Source organism: Corynebacterium sp. KPL4035 (genome assembly GCF_037908325.1).
Lineage (GTDB): Bacteria > Actinomycetota > Actinomycetes > Mycobacteriales > Mycobacteriaceae > Corynebacterium > Corynebacterium kefirresidentii.
Genome location: NZ_JBBMGF010000007.1, coordinates 88,631 through 111,532, shown reverse-complemented (window position 1 = coordinate 111,532; position 22,902 = coordinate 88,631). Strand labels below are relative to the sequence as shown.

Sequence of the window (22,902 nt, the reverse complement as noted above, 5' to 3'; positions counted from 1 at the left end):
ACGCACATTTCGAATATTAGGTTAGCGCTCCCACTGGGTGGGAGCGTATTCTTTTGTCTATGAGTATCGATAGCATGACAGATAATCGGATGGCGGCGGCTACTGTGCCCTCCGCAGCTCAAGACCGCCAAGCATTTATCGCAGCGCTAGGCTTTCCGGTGCTCGTGATTATCGGCGGCGTGATTGGATACTTTGCACCGAATACCGCGGCATCCTTTGCCCCGCAGGTCACCCCGCTGCTGGGCATTGTCATGTTTGGTATGGGCCTTACCCTCAAGCCGGTGGACTTTGCCTTGGTGGCCCGCCGGCCGCTTCCCGTGCTCATCGGAGTAGTTGCGCAGTTTGTCATCATGCCGATGGTGGCATTGGCGGTGGTAGCAATCATGGACCTCCCAGAAGCGGTAGCGGCCGGGGTCATTCTTGTAGGCTGCGCTCCCGGTGGAACGAGCTCTAATGTGGTGTCCTATTTAGCGCGTGGCGATGTAGCCCTGTCGGTGACCATGACCTCGATTTCCACCCTATTGGCACCGGTGTTTACCCCGTTGCTGACCTTGTGGCTGGCAGGGGAGTATATGCCGGTTTCCGCTTCGTCTATGGCATGGTCCATTGTGAAGGTGGTGCTCATTCCTGTCGTCGCCGGCATCCTCATAGGCATGCTGGCGCCGCGGGTGGTGGCAAGGATTAACTCGGCATTGCCTTGGATTTCGGTTGCGGCGATTTCCGCCATCGTGTGCATCGTGGTGGGCGGAGCGCACGACACCATCGCCAGCGCCGGTGCGCTGGTCTTTGCCGCCGTGATTATCCACAACGGGTGTGGCTACGGTCTGGGCTACCTAGCCGGATTGATAACCAAGCAGCCAGTCGCTGCTCGGCGCACGATGGCCGTCGAGGTGGGCATGCAAAACTCCGGCTTGGCCACCTCCTTGGCATCGACGTATATGAACCCATTGGCTGCTCTGCCAGGAGCCGTCTTTTCCGTGTGGCACAACCTTTCCGGTGCGGTGCTGGCTGCCATCTGCCGCTATGTGGATTCCCGTAGGAAGGAGAGTACTAGCTAGAAACCAATCGTGACCGCTGGAAGAGACTCGTCTACAAACCAGGGTTCTTCCTGTGCGGTCAGGGGCGGCTGACCTTCTTCGAAGCTTAAGGTGTCGCCGTCCTTGACGGTGGCGCCTTGGAGAACGTGGTCTGCGATATTAGCCAGCTTGTAATAGAGATCGGTGGGATCCATCGATTCGGTGGCCGCCTGGACTTCGGGGTGACCTGCTTGGACTAGCCCCACGGTATAACCCAGAATCTTGTTTCCCTTTTGGGTGAGCCATACTGGCGCAATGTGCATCGGAGCAAGGTTGTCCCGAACGGCCTCGAGGAACGTATTCGGAGCGATAGATACGTTGCCTCTGGGGTTGTGGACGATGAGGCATTCTGGGTGTTCGGCTACCACAGCGGTGGCTTTAGAGAGCAGCTCTAGGTGCTCGCGGCGAGCCTCACGAAACTGCTTGGCACCGTTGTCTTCTGCATCCCGGGGAAGTACGGAGACGAGGATTTGTGCGGTGGCAGAATCGAGACCGCGTGCGTCCGCGCTCAAAATGGGGTGGAGACCATAACTATCGCGGGTGGGAGGGGTATCGATGGCTTGGTAGTGCAATAAGAATGAATCATCGAGCTCGGCCATGAGGCTACCGGGATTCTTGCCCGGAGTGATGTCTCCCAAGCGATCGGCAAAAGTGGTGGTCAAACGCTCGCTTACCTCCTCGGGCGTGGGGGCAGTGCGAAAGACTGCGATGTTGATCAAAGGGGCATCGATAAGCTGAGCATCAACGCTATGTGGTGTAGTCATAATATTCAGCTTAGGGGCGTGAGCGCGCGGGTGCATGGACGTATTAAGATGGCACGCATGACTGCTGCGATGTATGACCTGATGGACTTTGATGAGGTCCTAGAAAAGTTCGAGCCGGTAATGGGCATGGAAGTCCACGTAGAGCTGGATACGGAAACCAAGATGTTTTCTACCTCTCCTACGAACTTCAACGCAGCGCCTAACTCCAACGTTGACCCGGTCTCACTGGGTCTGCCCGGTGCGCTGCCGGTAGTAAATTCCAAGGGCGTGGAGGGCGCCATCAAGATTGGCTTGGCGCTTAATTGCTCCATTGCCGAGTCCTCTCGCTTTGCCCGCAAGAATTATTTTTACCCGGACCAGCCAAAGAACTACCAGATTTCCCAGTATGACGAGCCGATTGCCTACGACGGCTACCTGGACGTAGTTCTGGAGGACGGCACCGAGTGGCGGGTGGAAATTGAGCGCGCGCACATGGAGGAAGACACCGGCAAGCTGACCCACTTGGGCGGCGTGGACGGCCGTATTCACGGTGCTACGGCTTCCTTGGTGGATTGCAACCGTGCGGGCATTCCTCTCATTGAAATTGTCACCAAGCCGATCGTCGGCGCCGGCGAGCGTGCACCGGAGGTGGCTAAGGCCTATGTTTCCGCCCTGCGTGAGCTCGTGGCAGCCCTAGGCGTTTCCGATGCCCGTATGGATCAGGGCTCGATGCGAGTGGATTCCAACCTGTCTCTGCGCCCAGTGGGTCAGGAAGAATTCGGCACCCGTACCGAGACCAAGAACATCAACTCCCTGCGTTCTGTGGAACAGGCGGTTCGCTTCGAGATGCAGCGCCAGGCACAGGTACTTGAAGATGGCGGCACCATCGATCAGGAAACCCGCCACTACCAAGAGGCCGACGGCACTACCTCCAAGGGACGTCCGAAGGAGACCGCGGAGGACTACCGTTACTTCAATGACCCGGATCTTCCACCGGTCATCGCCCCACGCGAGTGGGTAGAAGAACTGCGCCAGACCCTTCCGGAGCTGCCATGGGTTCGCCGTGCGCGCATTCAGGAAGAGTGGGGCATCAAGGATGAAGAGATGCGCGACTTGGTTAACGCCGGCGCACTCGACCTCATCGTGGATACCGTTGAGGCTGGCGCGAAGCCGGACGAGGCGCGCTCTTGGTGGGTTTCCTATCTGGCCGGCAAGGCCAACGAGGAGGAAACCGACCTTGCAGGTTTGTCCATTACCCCGCAGCAGGTGGCGCGCGTTATCGCGCTCGTCAATGAGGGGAAGCTGACTACCAAGCTGGCGCGTAAGGCGGTAGATGGCGTGTTGGCGGGCGAGGGCGACGTCGACGAAGTCGTCGAAAAGCGCGGCTTGGAGGTCGTGCGTGACGATGGCGCCATTGAAAAGGCCGTGGATGATGCGCTGGCAGCTAACCCGGACATCGTGGAGAAGTACCGTGCCGGCAATAAGAAGGTAACCGGTGCCATTGTGGGTGCGGTCATGAAGGCCACCCAGGGAAAGGCCGATCCTGGTCAGGTCAATAAGCTCATCGCAGAGAAGCTGAACTAAGCACCACGTTAAGCCAGCCGCGCTCGCACTTCCTCGAACAGGACGCGTGGCTGGCTTTTTTGTACCCTCATTTCCTGTCAAAATTGGTGATTATTTTCGTTAGGCGAGGTTAGCAGGGGTAAGCGTAGGGTTGTGGGCATGCCAATTAAGAGCAAAGTATTGCAAAAGGAAAACCCTGAAGCACCCTTTAAGGTCGTAGAAATCGAGCGCCGCGATCCGCGCGAGGATGACGTGGTCATTGATATCAAAGCTGCAGGCATTTGCCACTCCGATATCCACACCATTCAAAACGAGTGGGGCGAAGCCCACTTCCCACTGACGGTGGGCCATGAGATCGCCGGTGTTGTAGAAGCCGTGGGCGATAAGGTCACGAAGTTCAAGGTGGGTGACCGCGTTGGCGTGGGCTGCCTAGTAAACTCCTGTGGCGAGTGCGAGCAATGCCGCAATGGACAGGAACAGAACTGCCTTAACGGCAATGTAGGAACCTATAACTCCGAGGACGTAGACGGCACCATTACCCAAGGTGGCTATGCACAGAAGGTAGTCGTCAATGAAGGCTTCGTGTGCACCATCCCCGAGGGTATTGACTTTGATGAAGCAGCCCCGCTGCTGTGCGCGGGAATCACCACCTATTCGCCGCTGGCCCGCTGGCAGGTCAAGGAAGGTGACAAGGTCGCTGTAGTCGGCCTAGGCGGATTGGGCCACATGGGTGTCCAAATCGCGGCGGCAAAGGGTGCGGAAGTGACCGTGATTTCCCGCTCCTTGTGCAAAGAGAAGGAAGCCTACGAGCTTGGTGCGAAGCACATTTTGGCCACCGGTGAAGACGAAGACTTCTTTGCCAACCACCGCGGCGAATTCGATGTCATCCTGTCCACCATTTCTGCCCAGTACTCTCTCGATGATTACCTGCAGCTGCTTAAGCCGCGCGGCATCATGTCCGTGGTCGGCCTTCCGCCAGAGGAACTGGGAATCCACATGGGCAGCCTCGTCGGCGGCGGCAAGGTGCTGACGGGAAATAATATCGGCGGTATCGCCGAGACCCAGGAGATGCTGGACTTTTGTGCGGAGCACGGCATTGGAGCCGTCATCGAGAAGATCGGTGTCAACGATGTCGATGCTGCCTATGAGCGCGTGGTAGCCGGCGATGTGAAATTCCGCTTTGTGATTGATACCGCAACCTTCGAAGACTAAGGCGTTTGGTTGATTTCACTGAATCTCCATATGTGATTTAGCACAACATCGGTATGCGTCAGTAGGTGTTTGGCGGGTCACTTACGTACCATTCTTTAAGGAACGCATATCGGTGTTGCGTAGCCCACGTGCTGGGGAGCGGGGGACAAAGGGGCCGCGCGCACCAGTATGCGAGAGATATTCGCTACAAAAGTTAGGCAACTGTGTCTTCTAAAAACATTATCGCCATTGCAATGTCCTTCGTGGGCTTGTTGGTCGGCGCAGGCTTTGCCACGGGACAAGAGGTGGTGCAGTACTTCACTGCCTTTGGTACCTGGGGTATTCCTGGCATCATTATCGCCGCACTCATCATGACCCTCGCAGGCACAGTGTTCTTGCAGTTGGGAAGCTATTTCCACGCCTCGGAACACAATACTGTTTTCCGCAATGTTACCCACCCGATCGTCTCCAAATTGCTGGATGTGGCGGTCATCATCACCCTCTTTGCCATTGGCTTTGTGATGTTGGCGGGTGCCGGCTCTAATATGCAGCAGCAGTTTGGCTGGAAGACGTGGATCGGTTCCACGCTCATGCTGGTCTTGGTTCTGATTGTTGGCATGCTCGACGTGGATAAGGTTTCCAAGGTTATCGGTGCGGTAACGCCGACCATCATCATTGCGGTCATTGGTGTAGCCATCTATACCGCACTTAATATGCCGGATGATATCGGTGCTGCCATGGATGCCTCCAGTCAGATCGATACTCCGATTGGCAACTGGCTGATTTCCGCACTGAACTACAACGGCCTTGCTCTGATGCTAGCCGTATCTATGTCCCTGGTTATCGGCGGCGATAATATTAGCCCGCGCGAGGCCGGCTGGGGCGGCGTCGTGGGCGGCATTATCTACTCCGTCATGATGGGTCTTGCCGGTTTCTCTTTGCTGATGAACTCGGATAAGGCACAAGGCTCAGATATCCCGATGTTGTCTCTGGTCGATGACGTCAATCCCACATTGGGCGCTGTCATGGCGGTCATCATTTACTTGATGATCTTCAATACCGCCATCGGCATGTTCTACGCGCTGGGTAAGCGCCTGTCTGCCGGCCATGAGAAGCGCTACCCGGTCATCTTCGTCATCGGCTGCTTGGCTGGTTTCGCTGTTTCCTTTGCCGGTTTTAAGACCTTGATGAACTACATCTACCCAATCATTGGCTACATGGGAATCCTCATGGTCGCCATCTTGGTTTTTGCGTGGTTCCGTAGCCAGTCCCAGATCCAGGACGAGGCAGTGCGTCGCGAGCGCGTACGTGCCCTCATGCACCTGAAGCTGCACCCGGACAAGGAATATGACGCCGAGCGCTACGATGATGAAATTGGCCAGCACATCGAGGACTCCAATATGGATAACGAGGCCCTTTATGATGAGCTGGTGGAGGAAGTCACCGAGAAACTCGACAGCGACGATGACGTGGACTTTGACAAGGAAAAGTACGAAGAAAAGCGCCACGATTACTCCTACTACACCGAGCGTGATGCGGTAGAAACCGACCGTACCCCGGAAGAAATTGAAAAGTGGGTCGAAGAAACCGGTGCATCCGGCGATCCCGAGGAAGATGAGCAGCAGCCGAAGGCTGACAAACCGAAGAATTAAGCGGACAATGGGTGTCATGAGTATCTATGCACCCGCATCTGACCGTTATGATTCGATGGAGTACCGCCGAGTAGGTAACTCTGGTCTGAAGTTGCCGGCCATTTCCCTTGGTCTATGGCAGAACTTTGGAGACGATCGTCCCCTGGCCACGCAGCGCGAGATTCTACGCGCAGCGTATGACCGGGGGATTACTCATTTCGATTTGGCTAATAACTATGGCCCGGAACCTGGCGCCGCCGAAGCCAACTTCGGCCGCATCTTCGCTCGCGATTTCCGTCCCTTCCGTGATGAAATGATCATCTCTTCCAAGGCCGGCTGGGTGATGAATGATTCCCCCTACGGCTTTGGTGGCTCCCGCAAGTACCTGGTGAGCTCCTTGGACGCGTCCCTCAAGCGAATGGGCTTGGATTATGTGGACATCTTCTATCACCACCGCCCGGATCCAGATACCCCGCTGGAAGAGACCCTGTATGCACTGCGCGATATCGTAGCTTCCGGCAAGGCCCTCTACGTGGGCATTTCCTCTTACGGGCCGGAGCTTACCGCGGAGGCCGTGCAATTTATGGAAGAGGAAGGCTGCCCATTGCTGATTCATCAGCCAAGCTATTCCATTCTCAACCGCTGGATTGAACGTCCCGGCGAAGACGGCGAGTCGCTGCTTGACGTCACTGGGCGTAGCGGATTGGGAGTCATCGGCTTCGGGCCGCTGGCACAGGGCATGCTGACGGATCGCTATATTGATGGCATTCCCGCAGATTCCCGCGCAGCAAAAGATAAGACCTTGGAAAAGGATTGGCTCAATGAGGAGAACCTGTCCATGATTCGCGCTCTTAACGATATTGCGCGCAAGCGTGGGCAGTCTTTGGCTCAGATGGCTATTTCGTGGGTACTGCGCGACCAAGGCGACCGCACGCTAACCTCGGCGCTATTGGGCGCCTCTTCGGTGGAGCAGCTCGAGCACAACCTGGGGGCACTGGATAACCTCGACTTCAGTGCGGAGGAGCTGGGCGCGATTGACGACGTCGCCCATGACGCCGGGATCAACCGGTGGGCCGGTGCGACCGCGTCGCGCGTTCGCGGCAATTAGGCGGCCCTTTGAACCCGGCCCCTAGAGCAGGAGCAACTTGAGCGTTAGGCCAATCATGATGACGCCGATACCGAAGTTGATCCAGCGCCATACCGTGGGTCGGGACAACACGTGGGAAAAGCGTGCGGCGCCAAAGCCGATGAAGGGGAACCAAGTGAAGCTGGCGCAGATAGCACCCACGGCGAAGAGCCAGCGCCCTGATTCGCCGTATTGGTTGGCGATGCTGCCAAGCATGACCACCACGTCTACGTAGGCGCCTGGGTTCAGCCACGTTAAGGCCAGGGCGGTCAATAGTGGCTTAACCCAGGAGGGGGAGCGCTTTATCTCCACCCGAGTTTTAGTCTTCGTCGTGCTGTGTGAGGTGGAACCATCGAAGGTGGCTACTTCCTGCGGGACCTTAGGCTGTGTGGATTCGACCTCAATGGCCTCGCCCTTGGTCTTTAACGCATCGCGGAAGCAGGTAAAAGTAAAATAGGCCAGGTAAGCCGCGCCAACGTATTTCAGGACTTGCAGGGCGTTGGGAAACTTTTCTACCAGGTAGCCCACGCCGGCTGTGCCGGAGGTAATCAGGATGACGTCGGAAAGCGCGCAGACGGCAATGATTAAACCGATGTGATCACGGCGGATGCCGAATTTAAGCAGCATGGCATTTTGCGGGCCCACGGCCACGATGAGCGATAATCCCAGAAAGAAACCAGCAAGCACGATGGACATGCCTTCTAGTGTGAATTCTTAGGTTGGATTAGTCCAGTTAATGCTTCTTCAGTTGGTTTAGAATAGCTTCATGAACCCGGTGCACCTAGAAACCTTGCTTGCGATCGTGGACGAAGGCAGCTTTGACGTTGCCGCGGCCGTGCTCGGTATATCGCCGTCTGCGGTGAGCCAGCGTATCAAGGCCTTGGAGTCGAGCACCGGACGAGTACTCCTTCGCCGTGCCACCCCGGTAACCGCCACGGAAGCGGGCGAGATCCTTGTCCAGTCCGCCCGCCGCATGGCGTTAGTGCAGGCAGAAACGGATGCCCGCCTAGGCCATCGCCTGGCCCGGGTCCCGCTGTCTGTGGCCGTGAACTCGGATTCCCTGGCGACATGGTTTACAAAGGTCCTGAGCGATACCGCACGGCGGGGCGACGTAGCTTTGCGCATCCGGATTGAGGATGAAGCACGCACCTTAGCCATGTTGCGGCGTGGCGATGTGCTGGGTGCAGTAACGAGGGAAGCTACGCCGGTTTCGGGCTGCGAGTCTAGCTTTTTGGGCACTATGCGCTATTACCCAGTGGCGGCGCCGCATATTGCAGATAGCTTTCATAGCGGTAGGCTGACCTGGGAAACTGTGCCCTTGGTGGGGTACGGGCCTAACGATCAGGTATTGGATGATGCGATGCGCGAGCGCTTTATTGACTCGGCCGTGGTGCGTGCCCGGGTGTCGCAGATTCCTTCCTCTGAGGGCTACCTAGAGGCCGTTCGCGTCGGCCTAGGATGGGGATTGCTGCCCCAGGCCCAGGCACTGCCGCTTTTGGAGACTAAGGAGCTGGTGCTTCTCGATGACTCTCCGCTCGATATCGACCTTTATTGGCAGCGTTGGCGTTTGGAATCGGAGGTTTTGGGTGAACTTACGCGTTCGGTGATTGAGGCCGCAAGCGGCTTGGAAGCACTCTAGTCAGTTTGCTGCAACGGCGCGCCGTGGCGGGTACCACAAAAGCGCAGGCCCGTGCCTTAAATTGGAGCTATGAGCGATAAACATCCGGATAAAGCCACACCGTTAGATGAAGACATGGGCGTGCCTACCTATAACGCCAAGCCCGCCAGCAAAGATTCCGTTTCCAGCGAGAAGAACTCGAAGCCTGGCCTCTTCGAGCGCGCCGGCCGCGCTGAGCCGCAGGAGATCAAGCCTTCCCAGGCGCGGCAAGACCGCCCTGAAACTGAGGTAATGTCCTACTCCAGTGCGAATGAAGCCGCGCGTCAGCAAAGCGGCGCCAGCGAGGAAACTGTAGCGTTTGCGCAACCGGAGTCGGCCACGCCGGTTAGTGCCGAGGAGGAATCGGCACTTGCTACTGCCGACGCCCCTGAAGAAGGTGCCGCCAGCGCAGAAACCGCAGAGGAGCGCGAGGCCCGCTTGCAGGCGGAACAGGAAGAAAAAGAAGGCTACCACCGCTATGGGCGCCGCGGCACTATCGACTTTGGTCTGCTATTCATTCGCATCGCACTGAGCGCCTACCTAATCATTGCCGGTGCAAAAACCTTCTTCGAGCTCGGCGATAGCCAGGGCTTGTCCGGTCTAGAGGGTGATTTTGCCAACTATGCTTGGGATACCGCGCTGTCGATTGCGGTTCCGACCATGCAGCTTATCGCTGGTGTATTCCTGTTGCTGGGACTCATTACGCCTCTGGCTGCCATGCTGGGCTTGGTAGTGACCGGCTTTAGCGCTGTCCACGAGCTAGCGCAGACCGATGCCGGTTTGGACGTCTTTAGCTGGCCAGATTCCGTCTGGCTTTCTTTGGTCCTCTTCGTTATCGCTGTGGGACTGCAGTTTACTGGCCCGGGCTTTATTTCCCTAGACTTCAAGCGCTCCTGGGCACGCCGCCCGCTGGGCACCTCCTGGGTCTTTGTGCTTATCGGCGTAGCGATTCTCGTAGCACTGTGGTTCTTCGGTGCGGGAGTTAATCCGCTGAAATAATCGCCAAAATATAATCCGTCGCGCACGCGGCGGATTTTCTTTTACCCCTTGCTTTCCAGGAGGGAAAGTATGATACTTTCTAAAGTGGAAAACAACGAAATTCGAGGGTGAAAGGGATAGAGACGATGGAAGACAGCGTGCACGAGGCACTGGCATTTAATGAAGAAATGGAGCAAGACCAGAGCGCAGGGCGGAAGACCGCGCTTAATGCATTGTTTGCTGCGGCGTTAGCAGGACTGTGGTTTGGCCTGAGCCAATTTGGGGAAGGTATGCCGCTATGGTTATCTCTCGGAGTCATAATTGCCTGCGTGGGTGTAGGCCTTTGGGTAGGCGCTAAAAAGCGTGACGTACGTGCAGGCTATAGACAAAATCCTTTTGACCAGCCGCAGCCGGACTGGAAATACTATCTCGGATTTTTTCTAATGTTTGCCCCTACGTTTTTCCAGACCTTTCTCGAAGGGCACATGGTGATTGCGGCCACCGTATTCACGCTGTGGGGCGTGGGTGTGTTTTGGGCTCTCAATTCGGGAGCAATGGATATGTCCACGCGTGGCCATAGAGACGACAAGCAGGCGAGCGGTGATGAGTGAGCTTGATCCAGTAATTCACCCGCTTAACCGGTTTAAGATTTGTGCGGTACTTAATGCTGCCGGGGCAGTGGAAGGTGCCATTAATAAGGAGATGCGCTTTGCGGCGATCCGGGACAAGGTGAATCAATCCGATGCCACGATGTCTAAGCAGCTAAGCGCACTGGAAAAAGAGGGGTATGTCAGTCGCTTTCGTGAGTATGGATCCTCACGTGGCAAGGACACGGTATGGGTAATGCTCACAACTAAAGGTAAGGCCGCATTCGATTCGCACCTTGCAGCGCTTAAGACGCTAGCGGGACAGGAGTAGCGGTATTCGCGTTCCGGTTATTGCGCTGGGATGCATAGAAAGCGGCTACGAAAAGTGCGACGGTCAGTATGGTTAGCCACACGAAGTCATCCACCCAGAACTTCTGGTAGCGCTCCATGGCGTGGACATCGACTTGATCGCCCCACCACCACTTGGGCGGGACGGTCAGCAGCATGGCTGACCAGGCGACGAGGACGGTAAGAAGGCTGCCCGCGGCCCATCCCGTAGAAAGCCAGCTCCAGGCGCGGTAAAGAAAGACTGGGATGATGAGCGTGAGCCAGACCCAGTGGTGTGACCAGGAAACGGGGGAGATGAGGAGGAGAGTGAGGGCGGTGACCATTTGGGCGTCGACAAGCAAATGCTCCTCGCACAGGCGCTTAATAAGCCACGCTGCGAATGCAATGACCACGAGGGAGGCGGCGATCCACGCGATGTTGATGGCCAGACCATTAGCGTCCATGGCCTCCGAAGAAGAATACATGCGCTGAATGGCGCCCTTGATAGAGCTATTGGACTGGTAATCAGTCTCCACGCCGAAGTCGCCGCCAGAGCCCATATCGAGCAATTTGGAACTGAAGAACTCCACGAACGCGTCCCAGCGGAAGGCTGCGGCAAGGAGGGTGGCCGCAACAGCGGAAAGGAGCGCTGTGGCAATCTGCTTCCACTCCTTGCGCACGAGGAAGTAAAGCAGCATGGCCAGAGGGGTTATTTTGATGGCGGCCGCCAGACCGATCAGGATTCCTTGCGGTAGGAAGCGCCGGCGCGGAACGAGGTCGAGGACAACGAGCGTCATGACCACGATATTGATTTGGGCAAAGCCGTTATTGAGGTCAACCGGCTCAAAGCGCAATACAATTGCCCAAGTAATGGCGGCGACGGGCAGGAGGAACTCCGGATTTTTCAGCACGGCCTTGAAGACAAAGTAAAGGCAAACGAGAACGAGCAGGTCAGAGAGAATGACCATGATGTCGCCTGCCATGTCGTGGTCAATACCGTCGAAGGCCGTTAGCGGAACCATGACCAGCGCGCCAAAGGGTGGATAAATGAAGGGCAATTGAATATCGCCGGCCAGCATGGGTTCGCTGTAGACAGAGCGGTGTTCAAGGAAGGCCTTGACGCCTTCGCGGTAGACCACCATATCGATGGGGAAGTCCGTAATGTGGATATCTTGGACGATCTTCCGAGCGCCAAGAATGAGCCCCAGTAAGGCCAAGGCATAGCGGAATAACGGGGTACGCGCGAATTTCATCGCAGGATATCTTATGTGATTTGCAGGCAAAAGGCGCGCACCCCACCGAGGCACAGCAATTTAGCAGCTATCTCCCGCTAATTCACATAACCGTCAACCACGCGAACCGCGCCGCGGTCAGCTGAGGTTGCCATTGCCGCATATGCACGCAGTGCCTTAGTGATCGGGCGGTTGCGGCTTACGGGGGTCCAAGGGGATTCGCGCTGTTCTTGGGCGGCGCGGCGGCGCTCCAGTACTTCCTCATCCACGTCTAGGGTGAGCTCGCGCTCGTGGATATTAATAGAGATGGTGTCGCCGTTTTCGATCAGCCCGATAAGTCCTTGGTGAGCAGCCTCGGGGGAGATGTGTCCGATGGATAGGCCGGAAGTGCCGCCGGAGAAACGGCCATCGGTAATCAAGGCGCATGCCTTTCCCAAACCGGCGCCCTTGAGGAAGGAAGTCGGGTGGAGCATCTCCTGCATGCCAGGGCCACCGGCCGGGCCTTCATAGCGGATGACCACGACATCGCCCGGCTGAACCTCCTTATTGAGGATGATAGATACCGCTTCCTCCTGAGATTCCACGACTCGTGCAGGGCCGGAGAAGGTCCACAGCTCCTCTTCGACGCCCGCTGCCTTGACGATGGCCCCGTCGGGAGCGAGGTTGCCGCGCAGTACAACGAGGCCACCGTCGGAAGAAAAGGCATGCTCGGCGTCGTGGATGCAGCCATTGGCGGCGTCGGTATCGAGCTCGTCCCAGCGGTTGGATTGGGAGAAGGGCTCCGTGGTGCGCACGCCGCCGGGGGCGGCGTAGTAGAGTTCGCGGGCCTCCTCGGTGGCGTGAGGGTTGCGGATATCCCAGTCATCGAGCCACTGTTCGGCGTTGTCATATAGCGCTGTATGTACCTTGAGATTGAGGTGCCCGGCGCGGCGAAGCTCGCCCAAGATTGCGGGAATGCCGCCGGCGCGGTGAACATCTTCAATGTGGTAGGTCCCGTTGGGCGCTACCTTGGACAAACACGGCACGCGGTAGGAGATGTCGTTGATGTCATTCAGGGTGAAATCCACCTCGCCTTCCTGCGCGGCCGCCAAGGTGTGCAGGATGGTATTGGTGGAGCCGCCCATGGCCATGTCTAGGGCCATGGCGTTAGTGAAAGCTTCCTTGGTAGCGATGTTGCGCGGAAGGACCGATTCGTCTTCTTCGCCGTAATAGCGACGGCACATATCGACGATGGTGGTGCCGGCCTTTTCGAATAGGCCGCGGCGGGCCGTGTGGGTGGCCAAGGTGGTACCGTTGCCGGGCAGTGCAAGGCCGAGGGCCTCGGTCAGGCAGTTCATAGAGTTGGCGGTAAACATGCCGGAGCAGGAACCACAGGTGGGGCAGGCAGATGCTTCGACCTGGGTCAGTCCTTCATCCGAGACCTCATCATTGGCGGAGGCCGTAATGGCCGTAATGAGGTCGGTTGGGGCGTGGGCTACGCCATCTACAACGACCGCCTTTCCTGCCTCCATTGGCCCACCAGAGACAAAGATGGTGGGGATATTCAAGCGCAGGGCAGCATTGAGCATGCCGGGGGTGATTTTATCGCAGTTGGAGATGCATACCAGGGCGTCGGCAGTGTGGGCATTGGCCATGTACTCGATGGAATCGGAGATGATTTCGCGGGAGGGAAGCGAGTACAGCATGCCGCTATGGCCCATGGCAATGCCATCATCGACTGCGATGGTGTTGAATTCCTTGGGCACTCCGCCGGCCTCACGTACGGCATCGGCGACAATATCGCCGACGTTTTTGAGGTGCACGTGGCCGGGGACGAATTGGGTATAGGAGTTGGCGATGGCCACGATCGGTTTACCAAAGTCATTTTCCTTGGTGCCGGTTGCGCGCCACAGGGCCCGGGCGCCAGAGGCCTGGCGGCCGACGGTAGTTACTTTTGAGCGCAGCGGGAACATGGTTTAAAGTCACCATTCCTTCAAGGGATGTGGGGGAGAGCGTCGGTGGCGTATTTAGTTTTCGGCCGAGGGCTTGAGCTCGGGGTGGCGCTCAAGGTAGTCCGCATACTCTTCTTTGCTGAGCAGGACTTGCTGGCCGTCGCGGTGGACGATAACCACCTTTTCATCTGCCGCTTCACGGCCCTGGGTAAGGGCGTCCGGGATGCGGCCGCGGGAGCCCTCCGAAAGGCGTGGGAGCGAGTTAAAGGTGATACCGGGCAGGCTGTGCTCCGCGCCGCTTCTCGTACGAGCAAAGGTGCGGGAGCGTTGGAACCCGATACCGGCAAAATCGTCCCATGGGATCTGGACCTTTTTCCGGAAAGCATAGGAAATGTCGATCCCGGATTCGGAGACCTTGGTGCGGGATTTTATGACCCACCACAGCCCAAGGACGGGGATGATAAACAGCCATGCGAGGTATTTGGGGGCCCACCCAATGCTCAATAGCGCAATGGTGGACAGGATAAGGATGCCCAAGATGTGGTCACGGGATGGCTTGAAAACCTCTGCCTGGGTGGTGGACTGATGAGGTTTATTGTCCTTAGGTGGTGGAGTCATAGTGTGCAAGCCTAATTCACAGAGGTGGGTGAGGGCTAACCTATTTTCAGGTATGTCTCACCATGTGGGAAACTGATCCCAAATGGGGGTAATGGCCAGAAGTGTAATACCTATCAGTGTATAGTCATGCTCATGATCATTATTCGACTTCAGGTAGTACCAATGCGGCGGTGACCGCGGCGCTCATGACGTCGACGCTTTTCGCCCCCGCAGACACACCAGCCCGCGGGGGCTTTGTTCATATCTAAAGGCGTTAACGATGATGATCACGACCAGTATTAGAGCAATCCAAGGAGCACATTAACCGTGGTTACGACAACTTCGCCCACGCCCGCTTCGGTGGCTGCAGCCTCACGCGCCCACGCTCCGGAGCGGATGAGTGGTGCCCACGCCATTGTCCGCACTCTTGAAGACTTGGGAACCGATCTTGTCTTCGGCATTCCAGGCGGTGCCGTGCTTCCGCTCTACGATGCTTTGCATACCTCGACCAAGCTGCGGCATGTGCTCACCCGTCATGAACAGGGAGCTGGACATGCTGCGGAAGGCTATGCGCAGGCTTCTGGCAAGGTGGGGGTGTGCATTGCCACCTCGGGGCCGGGTGCGACTAACTTGGTGACAGCGCTTGCCGACGCCAACCTGGACTCCGTCCCCATCGTCGCTATCACCGGCCAAGTGGGAAGCAATCTTTTGGGAACCGATGCCTTCCAGGAGGCCGATATCCGTGGTGTGACAATGCCGATCACCAAGCACAACTACATCGTGACGGAGCCTAGCCAGATTCCCGCTGCTATTGCTGCAGCATTCCATTTGGCTTCTACAGGGCGCCCAGGACCGGTCCTAGTGGATATTCCGAAAGACGTTCAAAATGGCCACTTGGACTACTCTTTCCCAACCGAATTCGATTTGCCCGGATATAAGCCAACGACCAAGCCACACCACCGTCAAATCGCGCAAGCGGTTGAACTCATCGCGCAAGCAGAAAAGCCGGTTATTTATGCCGGAGGTGGTGTCATCAAGGCGGAGGCGGCACGGGAGCTGCGTGCGTTTGCGGAGTTTACCGGAATTCCAGTCGTGACCACACTTACGGCCTTGGGGTCCTTTCCGGAGTCTCATCCGCTGCATATGGGCATGCCGGGCATGCACGGCACCGTTCCGGCGGTCGCGGCGATGCAGCGTGCGGATCTGCTCATTGCCATCGGCGCGCGCTTCGATGATCGAGTAACTGGGGATACCTCAACCTTTGCCCCTGACGCCCAGGTGATTCATGCGGATATCGATCCTGCTGAAATCGGCAAAATCCGCGAGGTGGACGTGCCTATCGTGGGTGATGCGCAAAAAGTACTAGCGGGACTTTTAAAGGAATACCGTAAAAACTCCTCTCTGGATCTGCCGCAGACAGGTCCATGGCGGGACTACCTTGACGGACTCAAAGAGCGGTTTCCCCGTGGTTATGATCCCACTCCGGATGGGCAGCTAAATCCTCAATTTGTCTTGGAGAAGCTTAGTGAAACCGTAGGCCCCGAGGCAATTTATTGTGCCGGAGTGGGGCAACACCAGATGTGGTCGGCACAGTTTATTGACTTTGAACAGCCGCGTTCCTGGATTAACTCCGGCGGAGCTGGAACCATGGGCTACGCGGTACCAGCAGCCCTTGGCGCCAAAGCAGCATGCCCAGATAAAGAGGTATGGGCGATTGACGGTGATGGCTGCTTCCAGATGACCAACCAGGAGCTAACCACCGCAGCTTTGGAGGGCTTTCCATTCAAGGTTGCCGTTATTAATAACGGCAACCTAGGTATGGTCCGCCAGTGGCAAACCCTGTTCTTTAATGAGAACTACTCCCATACCAAGCTGCGAGAGCGCGATGTCTATACCCCGGACTTTGTCCGCTTGGCAGAAGCCCTGGGGTGTGAAGCCATCCGGGTCACCTGCGAGGAAGAAGTGGTGCCAGCGATTGAACGGGCCCGTGCAATCAATGACCACCCTGTGGTTATTGACTTCATCGTTGGAGAAGATGCCCAGGTGTGGCCGATGATTGGCGGTGGGGCGTCTAACGAAGAGATTCAATACGCCCGCGGTTTGCGCCCGCTATTCGATGAAACTGAATCGGCAGCAGAAAGTCCTGCCGATATCGACGAGACCATCCAGGAGGTATAGGCATGGCACCCACTGACGTTTCCCGGCATACCTTGTCGGTCCTGGTGGAAGACGTAGAGGGAATCCTGTCGCGGGTGACCGGAATGTTTTCGCGGCGCGGTTATAGCATCATTTCCCTGGTTTCCGCCCAAACGGAAAATCCGGGTATCAACCGGCTGACTATCGTGGTTGATGCATCCGAGACAATTATGGAGCAGGTAACTAAGCAGCTCAATAAAATTGTTCCGGTCATCAAGATAGTTGAGCTTGAGGCTGACGCAACCGTGGCGCGAGCTCTGATGATGGTCAAGGTGTCTGCAAATAATACCAACCGACCCCAGGTTGTCGATGCCGTCAATATCTTCCGCGCTCGCGTGGTAGATGTGGCGCAAGAATCCGTGGTAGTAGAAGCGACTGGTACCCCGGGAAAGCTGGCGGCGCTACTTGATGTATTAGAACCTTTTGGTGTACTCGAGCTGGTGCAGTCGGGTGACGTGGCCTTAGGGCGTGGGCCCAAAGCATTGGCTCCACCCCGAAATTAATGTCTCACTAGGTGGGCACTAAATCCCACACGCTGATACAATAGTGGGTGGGACGTTGATTCATTGAACTTTCAATCACTACAGAATTGAGGATTAGGACATGGCAATTGAGACCTTTTATGACGATGATGCGGATCTGTCCATCATTCAAAACCGCAAGGTAGCCGTCATCGGCTACGGTTCCCAAGGTCATGCACACTCGCAAAACCTGCGTGACTCCGGCGTTGAGGTTGTTATCGGCCTGCGCGAGGGTTCCAAGTCGGCGGACAAGGCTGAGGAAGCAGGCTTTGAGGTTAAGACCGTGGCAGAGGCTGCTAAGTGGGCAGACGTCATTATGCTGCTGGCGCCAGATACCTCTCAGAAGCAGATCTTTGAAGAGGAAATCGCCCCTAACCTGGAAGATGGCAATGCACTGCTGTTTGGTCACGGTTTGAATATTCACTTCAAGCTGATTGAGCCGCAGGCCAATGTCACCGTCGGAATGGTTGCTCCTAAGGGACCTGGTCACTTGGTTCGCCGACAGTTTGTAGATGGCAAGGGAGTTCCGTGCCTCATCGCTACTGAGCAGGATCCGAAGGGTGAAGGACATGATTTGACCTTGTCCTATGCCGCAGCCATCGGTGGCGCGCGTGCCGGCGTTATCCCGACCACCTTCGAGGCAGAGACGGTTACTGACCTCTTCGGTGAGCAGGCTGTCTTGTGCGGCGGTGTGGAATACCTGATTCGTACCGGCTTTGAGGTTCTGACTGAGGCTGGCTACGAGCCAGAAATGGCCTACTTTGAGGTTCTGCACGAGATGAAGCTGATTGTGGACCTGATGTTTGAAGGTGGCGTTGCCAACATGAACTACTCGGTATCTGATACCGCAGAGTTTGGCGGCTACATTTCCGGTCCCCGCGTTATCAATGCCGATACCAAGCAGCACATGAAAGACATCTTGTCTGATATTCAGGATGGCACCTTCACCAAGCGCCTGCTGGCCAATATTGAGGGCGGCAACAAGGAATTGGAGGACCTGCGCGAGGAATTTGCACAGCACGAGATTGAAAAGACCGGCGCTAAGCTGCGCGATTTGATGAGCTGGGTCAAGAACCCACTGGATGCTACGGCCTAGCACATAAGGCCGCGCGAATAGCGCCAAACCCACGGTGAATTAGGGGTGTTCACCGGGGGTTTTTCTGAATTATCGGCAGGAAAGAATTAATCCTTGGGGGTAGGATGTCGGGTATGGGCTTTACGACGCCAAGTTATGATCTCAAAGACCTCTTTGCACGGATTAATCGCGGGGACATCCAGCTACCTGATTTCCAACGCAGCTATGCCTGGGACGAAGATCGCATCCGTTCACTCATTGTTTCTGTGCTGCGCGGCTATCCCATCGGGGCGCTTATGGCACTTGATACTCGAAACGAAAAGATGCGCTTTCGCCCCCGCGCCCTCGCCGGCGCACCGGATACCGGCGTCGACCCCGGCTTGCTCCTTTTAGATGGACAGCAGCGTTTGACCACGCTGTATCACTGCTTCAACGGCGAGGGCTTTGTAGACACAACTGACTTCCGCAAGAAGAAAATTCATCGCCGTTTCTTCATTGATATTCGAGCTGCCGTGCGGGGCGAGATTATGCCGGATGACGCCATCTTTGCAGTCGATCACAAAGGAAAAATTCGATCGCACTTCGCACCGACGATTGAGGGGGACATTCTTTCGCGGGAAGACGCCCTAGAGAATATGTGCATTCCTGTTGCTTCACTATTGAGTGAAGATGGCGTTGGCATGCTCTTTGAGCTTGCAGCGACCAAACAGGAATACAGCGCGGAGCTAGCAGCGTTTAATAACCGCATCGTTAGACCATTGTCCGGCTATGACCTGCCGATGATTCGGCTTTCCCGAGAAACAGAGCGAGCCGGCATCGGGTCGATTTTCGCGCAGGCAAATTCGGCAGGCCTGCAAATGGACGTATTCGATTTACTCACCGCAGTATTTGCTTCCGAGGATCCCACGTTCCACCTGGCCACTGATTGGCAAGAAGTGGAAAAGGATCTGCGTAAGTCCCCAGCTTTGGACGGAATTGGGCGCACAGAATTTCTTTCTGCAGTATCGCTTTTAGTCTCCGGAGAAAAGGGCCGTGCTGGTGGGCAGCGCGAGGACATCTTAAAGCTGTCCCTAACGGAGTATAAGGCGGCGGCCAATGATTTACGCATTACTTTCCGTGAGGTATCTGAGTTTTTGGCGGAACGATGCATCCTTAACACGGATCAGGTTCCGTTTAATGAACAGATTGTTCCTCTAGCCGTCATCATTGCCCGCCTGGCTAAACGCGGGGGAGCGCTGTCTACCCAGCAATCGTGGGACCGCATGAACCAATGGTTCTGGTGCGGCGTCTTCGGCGAGCTTTATGGCTCGTCTGCAGTGCAGCTGCGCGCCGCTCGCGACGTGGATGAGGTCACCGAGTGGGTAGCGGGCGCAACGGATGAGGCCCCGAAGACTGTCACCGATGCCACCTTCCGGGAATCCCGTTTGCTCTCTGTGGATGATAATGACGGTGTATGGCATGGTCTCTATGCCCTCCTTATGGCGCGCGGCGCAAAGGATTGGCGCACAGGAAAGGCGTTTAATAGGCGCACATTTGAAGAGCTTAAGCCGGGCTTTTTCCCGGTGTTCCCGCTGAATTGGTGCAAGCGCCACGGAGTGGACCCCGTTTTGGCGGAGTCCGTGATGAACTACACCCCAATGGGCAAGCGAACTGAGGTAGTACTCGATGGCTTCGCTCCCGATCGCTACCTGCCGCGCGTTCAGTCCAAGTCCATCATGGAAGACAGGCAATTTGATGAGGTACTAGCGTCCCACGATATGAATTTGAATTACCTGCGGGCGTCACAGCCGCGAGAATTCCTAGCAGACCGTCGTCAACGGTTCCTTGACATCGTGGAATATGCTTTAGGTAAACCTGTCATCCGTGATGTGGATGAAGCAAACCTGTTTGGTGGAGAGGAAGGCCCGCAAGCTTTTGATCGCTAATTCTGTGCGCCTGACTGCCACAGTGCTTGTCGCATCGCTCGCATTAGCTGCCTGTGGCACGCCAGTTACTGAAACCAAACTGGTCAGGCGGGGATTGTCTGATTTGGATGAGTCTGAAATTGACCTCAATAAGGCCAAAGCGGAGAACCAAAACCGGCTGATTGACCCGAAATTTGACGGCAGATTCGTCATTGTCAATGACCCCATAGGCATCGAGGCTAGCCGCCTATTTTTTGAAGATTCCGATTCGCTCGTCCTCTTTACCGCGGATGATAAATCTATTCTGCGTGCAGCAACGTTGGCGGTAAACCAGCATTTGCCTGCGGTGCAGTATGACGACGCTAGGCGATTGGAAATCCATAAGCTACTCACGGACCTGGGAGTACGACGCTTGGTGATTGTCGGCGATGTGCCGTGGACACAAACATCTGGGGACTTCGAGGTGATTAAGGATCCAGGTACGCACAAAGCGCTGGGAGAGTTTACGGCATTCCAATACGGCTCCAAGGTGGTAGCTTCCCCAGAGCAAATGGTCAAAGATATTGCGCGATTGGACAAGACTCCCCAAGTGGAGCTGCGGCCCGCATGGGTGCCGTATGAAGGCGAGCCTGAGGCTGATGGGAAAAAGAAAAAACCTGTCCCAGCACAGTCCCGCAGGGATGCCCAGATGGCGCCGAATATCATCGCGACAAAAGACAGCCCCATCGCGAACGTCATTACGGCGGCAGCCTATGGCGGCAAGGTGTTGGTGGTGCCGACTGTTGATCCATTGGAGGATAAGCACAGCATGGCCGCTGTTGCAGGCCTTGAAGATGGTGCCTTAGTAGCCCTTGGACCGGAATTCGGTCGAGTGAAAGAATTTAAGGCAAAAATCAAGCAGGGCACTCCTTCCTGAACTACACTTCCTTGACACGCGGGAATTCCGCGTGCACCGCATCACACTTAAGCGAAGGAAGATATGTCGAAGCCGGTAGTCCTTATTGCCGATAAATTAGCTCAATCCACTGTTACGGCCTTGGGGGATTCAGTTGAGGTTCGTTGGGTCGACGGTCCAAATCGTGCGGAGTTGCTCGCCGCAGTTCCGGATGCAGAGGCTTTGCTGGTGCGTTCTGCAACTACTGTTGATGCAGAGGTTTTAGAAGCAGCTCCAAAGCTAAAAATTGTGGGCCGTGCAGGAGTAGGCCTAGATAACGTTGATATTCCGGCGGCAACGGAGAAGGGCGTCATGGTGGTAAATGCACCTACGTCTAATATTCACTCGGCGTGCGAACAGGCCATTGCGTTGCTCTTGGCGACGGCGCGCCAGGTACCAGCGGCCGACCAGTCGCTGCGCGAGGGGGAATGGAAGCGTTCTTCTTTCAAGGGCGTGGAGGTATATGGAAAGACCATCGGTATTGTTGGTTTTGGACACATTGGTCAGCTCTTCGCACAGCGTCTGAAGTCTTTTGAAACGACCATCATTGCCCACGACCCCTATGCCAACCCGGCTCGTGCGGCGGCACTGGGCGTGGAACTGGTCGAATTGGAAGAGCTTATGTCTCGTTCCGATTTTGTGACCATTCACCTTCCGAAGACCCCAGAGACTGCCGGAATGTTTGATAAGGAGCTTTTGGCTAAGGCGAAGAAGGGGCAGATTCTCATTAATGCGGCTCGCGGCGGATTGGTGGATGAGGAGGCCTTGGCTGAGTCTATCGAACAGGGCCATCACCGGGGCGCGGGTTTCGATGTCTTTGCTACGGAACCATGTACTGATTCTCCGCTCTTTAAGCTGCCGCAGGTCACCGTTTCCCCACACTTGGGAGCCTCCACTGTAGAGGCCCAGGACCGAGCAGGAACCGATGTGGCGGCTTCGGTGCTCAAGGCTCTCGCTGGTGAGTTTGTCCCGGATGCGGTAAATGTCTCCGGTGGTGCTGTAGGAGAAGAAGTTGCTGGCTGGCTGGATCTCGCGCGCAAGCTAGGACTTACGGCTGGACGTCTGCTGGGGCAGGCACCCGTTGCCGTTGAAGTAGAAGCTTGCGGTGAGCTGTCTACCGAGGATGTAGAAGTTTTAGGTCTTTCTGCTGTCCGGGGTCTGTTTAGTGGCGTGACATCGGAGCCGGTGACATTTGTTAATGCCATGCAGATTGCGCAGAGCCGTGGGGTAGAGGTGGAGGTATCTACCAACGCGGAATCCAAGGGGCACCGCTCCTCCTTGCAGGTGAAAGTTATCGGTGCTGATGGAGAAACTTCCTCGCTGACCGGTGCGCTTATTGGCATCGATGGAACCGAGAAGTTTATTCGTATTAACGGCCGCGGCGTCGATATGCGCGCTACTGGTCGCAATCTTTTCTTCCGCTATGCAGATGCTCCGGGCGCGTTGGGAACGGTGGGTACCAAGCTAGGTGCTGCTGGAATCAATATCGTGGCGGCGGCGCTTACGTATGGCAAGCAGGAATCTGATGCGGTTCTTATTCTGCGTGTGGAAGCCGAGGTTCCGGAGTCTCTCATTGCTGAGGTCAATGCGGCATTAGGTGCGCAGTGTGAACAGCTGGATATGGACGCATAAA

At 56.3% G+C, this 22,902-nt stretch carries 20 protein-coding genes; 15 read left to right on the top strand and 5 right to left on the bottom strand.

What is annotated here, in order from left to right; all coding sequences use genetic code 11:
• Positions 1 to 74 precede the first annotated feature (74 nt).
• Positions 75 to 1,058 carry a bile acid:sodium symporter family protein gene (locus WMP96_RS07915; protein ID WP_396130080.1) on the top strand — a complete coding sequence of 328 codons (984 nt, stop codon included), beginning with the start codon at positions 75 to 77 and terminating at the stop codon, positions 1,056 to 1,058.
• On the opposite strand, the gene WMP96_RS07910 is transcribed toward WMP96_RS07915, so the two are convergent.
• The gene (locus WMP96_RS07910) at positions 1,055 to 1,840 is read right to left on the bottom strand and encodes a DUF4261 domain-containing protein (protein WP_239205668.1); all 786 of its coding nucleotides are present in this window, start codon (positions 1,838 to 1,840) and stop codon (positions 1,055 to 1,057) included. The genes WMP96_RS07915 and WMP96_RS07910 overlap by 4 nt on opposite strands.
• Positions 1,841 to 1,897: 57 nt before the next feature.
• On the opposite strand from WMP96_RS07910, the gene gatB reads away from it, so the two are divergent.
• The 4 genes from gatB to WMP96_RS07890 all read left to right on the top strand — a co-directional run bounded on the left by gatB (position 1,898) and on the right by WMP96_RS07890 (position 7,312).
• Entirely contained in the window at positions 1,898 to 3,403 is a 1,506-nt protein-coding gene (gene gatB / locus WMP96_RS07905) for an Asp-tRNA(Asn)/Glu-tRNA(Gln) amidotransferase subunit GatB (RefSeq protein ID WP_086588783.1), read from the top strand.
• A gap of 138 nt (positions 3,404 to 3,541) precedes the next feature.
• Positions 3,542 to 4,594: an NAD(P)-dependent alcohol dehydrogenase gene (locus tag WMP96_RS07900; protein WP_301716163.1), complete on the top strand. Its 1,053-nt coding sequence runs from the start codon at positions 3,542 to 3,544 to the stop codon at positions 4,592 to 4,594.
• 203 nt (positions 4,595 to 4,797) lie between these two features.
• Positions 4,798 to 6,225: a YkvI family membrane protein gene (locus WMP96_RS07895; RefSeq protein WP_086588772.1), complete on the top strand. Its 1,428-nt coding sequence runs from the start codon at positions 4,798 to 4,800 to the stop codon at positions 6,223 to 6,225.
• A gap of 7 nt (positions 6,226 to 6,232) precedes the next feature.
• Positions 6,233 to 7,312, top strand: a complete 1,080-nt coding sequence (locus WMP96_RS07890) for an aldo/keto reductase (RefSeq protein ID WP_239205666.1) — start codon at positions 6,233 to 6,235, stop codon at positions 7,310 to 7,312.
• A 21-nt stretch (positions 7,313 to 7,333) separates the two neighbouring features.
• Here WMP96_RS07890 and WMP96_RS07885 read toward each other — a convergent pair whose 3' ends face one another.
• Positions 7,334 to 8,026 carry a LysE/ArgO family amino acid transporter gene (locus WMP96_RS07885; RefSeq protein WP_239205664.1) on the bottom strand — a complete coding sequence of 231 codons (693 nt, stop codon included), beginning with the start codon at positions 8,024 to 8,026 and terminating at the stop codon, positions 7,334 to 7,336.
• 70 nt (positions 8,027 to 8,096) lie between these two features.
• Here WMP96_RS07885 and WMP96_RS07880 point away from each other — a divergent pair, with 70 nt between their 5' ends.
• The 4 genes from WMP96_RS07880 to WMP96_RS07865 all read left to right on the top strand — a co-directional run bounded on the left by WMP96_RS07880 (position 8,097) and on the right by WMP96_RS07865 (position 10,883).
• The gene (locus tag WMP96_RS07880; protein ID WP_239205662.1) at positions 8,097 to 8,969 is read left to right on the top strand and encodes a LysR family transcriptional regulator ArgP; all 873 of its coding nucleotides are present in this window, start codon (positions 8,097 to 8,099) and stop codon (positions 8,967 to 8,969) included.
• Positions 8,970 to 9,038: 69 nt separating this feature from the next.
• Positions 9,039 to 9,986 (top strand): DoxX family membrane protein, encoded by a 948-nt coding sequence (locus tag WMP96_RS07875; protein ID WP_301716161.1) that lies wholly within the window; start codon positions 9,039 to 9,041, stop codon positions 9,984 to 9,986.
• A 125-nt stretch (positions 9,987 to 10,111) separates the two neighbouring features.
• The gene (locus WMP96_RS07870; protein ID WP_301716160.1) at positions 10,112 to 10,576 is read left to right on the top strand and encodes a hypothetical protein; all 465 of its coding nucleotides are present in this window, start codon (positions 10,112 to 10,114) and stop codon (positions 10,574 to 10,576) included.
• Positions 10,569 to 10,883, top strand: a complete 315-nt coding sequence (locus tag WMP96_RS07865) for a transcriptional regulator (RefSeq protein WP_340432742.1) — start codon at positions 10,569 to 10,571, stop codon at positions 10,881 to 10,883. Before WMP96_RS07870 ends, WMP96_RS07865 begins: the two co-directional genes overlap by 8 nt.
• Here the strand turns inward: WMP96_RS07865 and WMP96_RS07860 are convergent.
• The 3 genes from WMP96_RS07860 to WMP96_RS07850 form a co-directional block, all read right to left on the bottom strand.
• On the bottom strand, positions 10,858 to 12,132 hold the full coding sequence (locus WMP96_RS07860) for a glycosyltransferase family 87 protein (RefSeq protein WP_340432740.1): 1,275 nt from the start codon (positions 12,130 to 12,132) through the stop codon (positions 10,858 to 10,860). The genes WMP96_RS07865 and WMP96_RS07860 overlap by 26 nt on opposite strands.
• Positions 12,133 to 12,209: 77 nt before the next feature.
• Positions 12,210 to 14,063: a dihydroxy-acid dehydratase gene (gene ilvD, locus WMP96_RS07855; protein ID WP_301716157.1), complete on the bottom strand. Its 1,854-nt coding sequence runs from the start codon at positions 14,061 to 14,063 to the stop codon at positions 12,210 to 12,212.
• Between the two features lie 54 nt (positions 14,064 to 14,117).
• Positions 14,118 to 14,660: a PH domain-containing protein gene (locus WMP96_RS07850; RefSeq protein ID WP_239205652.1), complete on the bottom strand. Its 543-nt coding sequence runs from the start codon at positions 14,658 to 14,660 to the stop codon at positions 14,118 to 14,120.
• Positions 14,661 to 14,966: 306 nt separating this feature from the next.
• Here WMP96_RS07850 and WMP96_RS07845 point away from each other — a divergent pair, with 306 nt between their 5' ends.
• From WMP96_RS07845 to serA, 6 genes are all read left to right on the top strand, one after another.
• Positions 14,967 to 16,817, top strand: coding sequence for an acetolactate synthase large subunit (locus WMP96_RS07845; protein ID WP_340432735.1), 1,851 nt, complete (start codon positions 14,967 to 14,969; stop codon positions 16,815 to 16,817).
• Positions 16,818 to 16,819: 2 nt separating this feature from the next.
• On the top strand, positions 16,820 to 17,338 hold the full coding sequence (gene ilvN, locus WMP96_RS07840; RefSeq protein ID WP_023021703.1) for an acetolactate synthase small subunit: 519 nt from the start codon (positions 16,820 to 16,822) through the stop codon (positions 17,336 to 17,338).
• 100 nt (positions 17,339 to 17,438) lie between these two features.
• Complete coding sequence (gene ilvC, locus WMP96_RS07835) at positions 17,439 to 18,452, top strand: ketol-acid reductoisomerase (RefSeq protein ID WP_239205648.1); 1,014 nt, start codon at positions 17,439 to 17,441, stop codon at positions 18,450 to 18,452.
• A gap of 113 nt (positions 18,453 to 18,565) precedes the next feature.
• Positions 18,566 to 20,356 (top strand): GmrSD restriction endonuclease domain-containing protein, encoded by a 1,791-nt coding sequence (locus tag WMP96_RS07830; protein WP_239205646.1) that lies wholly within the window; start codon positions 18,566 to 18,568, stop codon positions 20,354 to 20,356.
• 94 nt (positions 20,357 to 20,450) lie between these two features.
• Positions 20,451 to 21,251: a hypothetical protein gene (locus WMP96_RS07825; protein WP_239270268.1), complete on the top strand. Its 801-nt coding sequence runs from the start codon at positions 20,451 to 20,453 to the stop codon at positions 21,249 to 21,251.
• A gap of 63 nt (positions 21,252 to 21,314) precedes the next feature.
• Positions 21,315 to 22,901 (top strand): phosphoglycerate dehydrogenase, encoded by a 1,587-nt coding sequence (serA, locus tag WMP96_RS07820; protein WP_301716155.1) that lies wholly within the window; start codon positions 21,315 to 21,317, stop codon positions 22,899 to 22,901.
• The last annotated feature ends 1 nt before the right edge of the window (position 22,902 follow it).

Bases quoted from the DNA above. Each gene is read 5' to 3' on its own strand.
- WMP96_RS07915 (WP_396130080.1), top strand. From the start codon at position 75: ATGACAGATAATCGGATGGCGGCGGCTACTGTGCCCTCCGCAGCTCAA.
- WMP96_RS07910 (WP_239205668.1), bottom strand. From the start codon at position 1,840: ATGACTACACCACATAGCGTTGATGCTCAGCTTATCGATGCCCCTTTG.
- gatB (WP_086588783.1), top strand. From the start codon at position 1,898: ATGACTGCTGCGATGTATGACCTGATGGACTTTGATGAGGTCCTAGAA.
- WMP96_RS07900 (WP_301716163.1), top strand. From the start codon at position 3,542: ATGCCAATTAAGAGCAAAGTATTGCAAAAGGAAAACCCTGAAGCACCC.
- WMP96_RS07890 (WP_239205666.1), top strand. From the start codon at position 6,233: ATGGGTGTCATGAGTATCTATGCACCCGCATCTGACCGTTATGATTCG.
- WMP96_RS07885 (WP_239205664.1), bottom strand. From the start codon at position 8,026: ATGTCCATCGTGCTTGCTGGTTTCTTTCTGGGATTATCGCTCATCGTG.
- WMP96_RS07880 (WP_239205662.1), top strand. From the start codon at position 8,097: ATGAACCCGGTGCACCTAGAAACCTTGCTTGCGATCGTGGACGAAGGC.
- WMP96_RS07875 (WP_301716161.1), top strand. From the start codon at position 9,039: ATGAGCGATAAACATCCGGATAAAGCCACACCGTTAGATGAAGACATG.
- WMP96_RS07870 (WP_301716160.1), top strand. From the start codon at position 10,112: ATGGAAGACAGCGTGCACGAGGCACTGGCATTTAATGAAGAAATGGAG.
- WMP96_RS07865 (WP_340432742.1), top strand. From the start codon at position 10,569: ATGAGTGAGCTTGATCCAGTAATTCACCCGCTTAACCGGTTTAAGATT.
- WMP96_RS07860 (WP_340432740.1), bottom strand. From the start codon at position 12,132: ATGAAATTCGCGCGTACCCCGTTATTCCGCTATGCCTTGGCCTTACTG.
- ilvD (WP_301716157.1), bottom strand. From the start codon at position 14,063: ATGTTCCCGCTGCGCTCAAAAGTAACTACCGTCGGCCGCCAGGCCTCT.
- WMP96_RS07850 (WP_239205652.1), bottom strand. From the start codon at position 14,660: ATGACTCCACCACCTAAGGACAATAAACCTCATCAGTCCACCACCCAG.
- ilvN (WP_023021703.1), top strand. From the start codon at position 16,820: ATGGCACCCACTGACGTTTCCCGGCATACCTTGTCGGTCCTGGTGGAA.
- ilvC (WP_239205648.1), top strand. From the start codon at position 17,439: ATGGCAATTGAGACCTTTTATGACGATGATGCGGATCTGTCCATCATT.
- WMP96_RS07830 (WP_239205646.1), top strand. From the start codon at position 18,566: ATGGGCTTTACGACGCCAAGTTATGATCTCAAAGACCTCTTTGCACGG.
- serA (WP_301716155.1), top strand. From the start codon at position 21,315: ATGTCGAAGCCGGTAGTCCTTATTGCCGATAAATTAGCTCAATCCACT.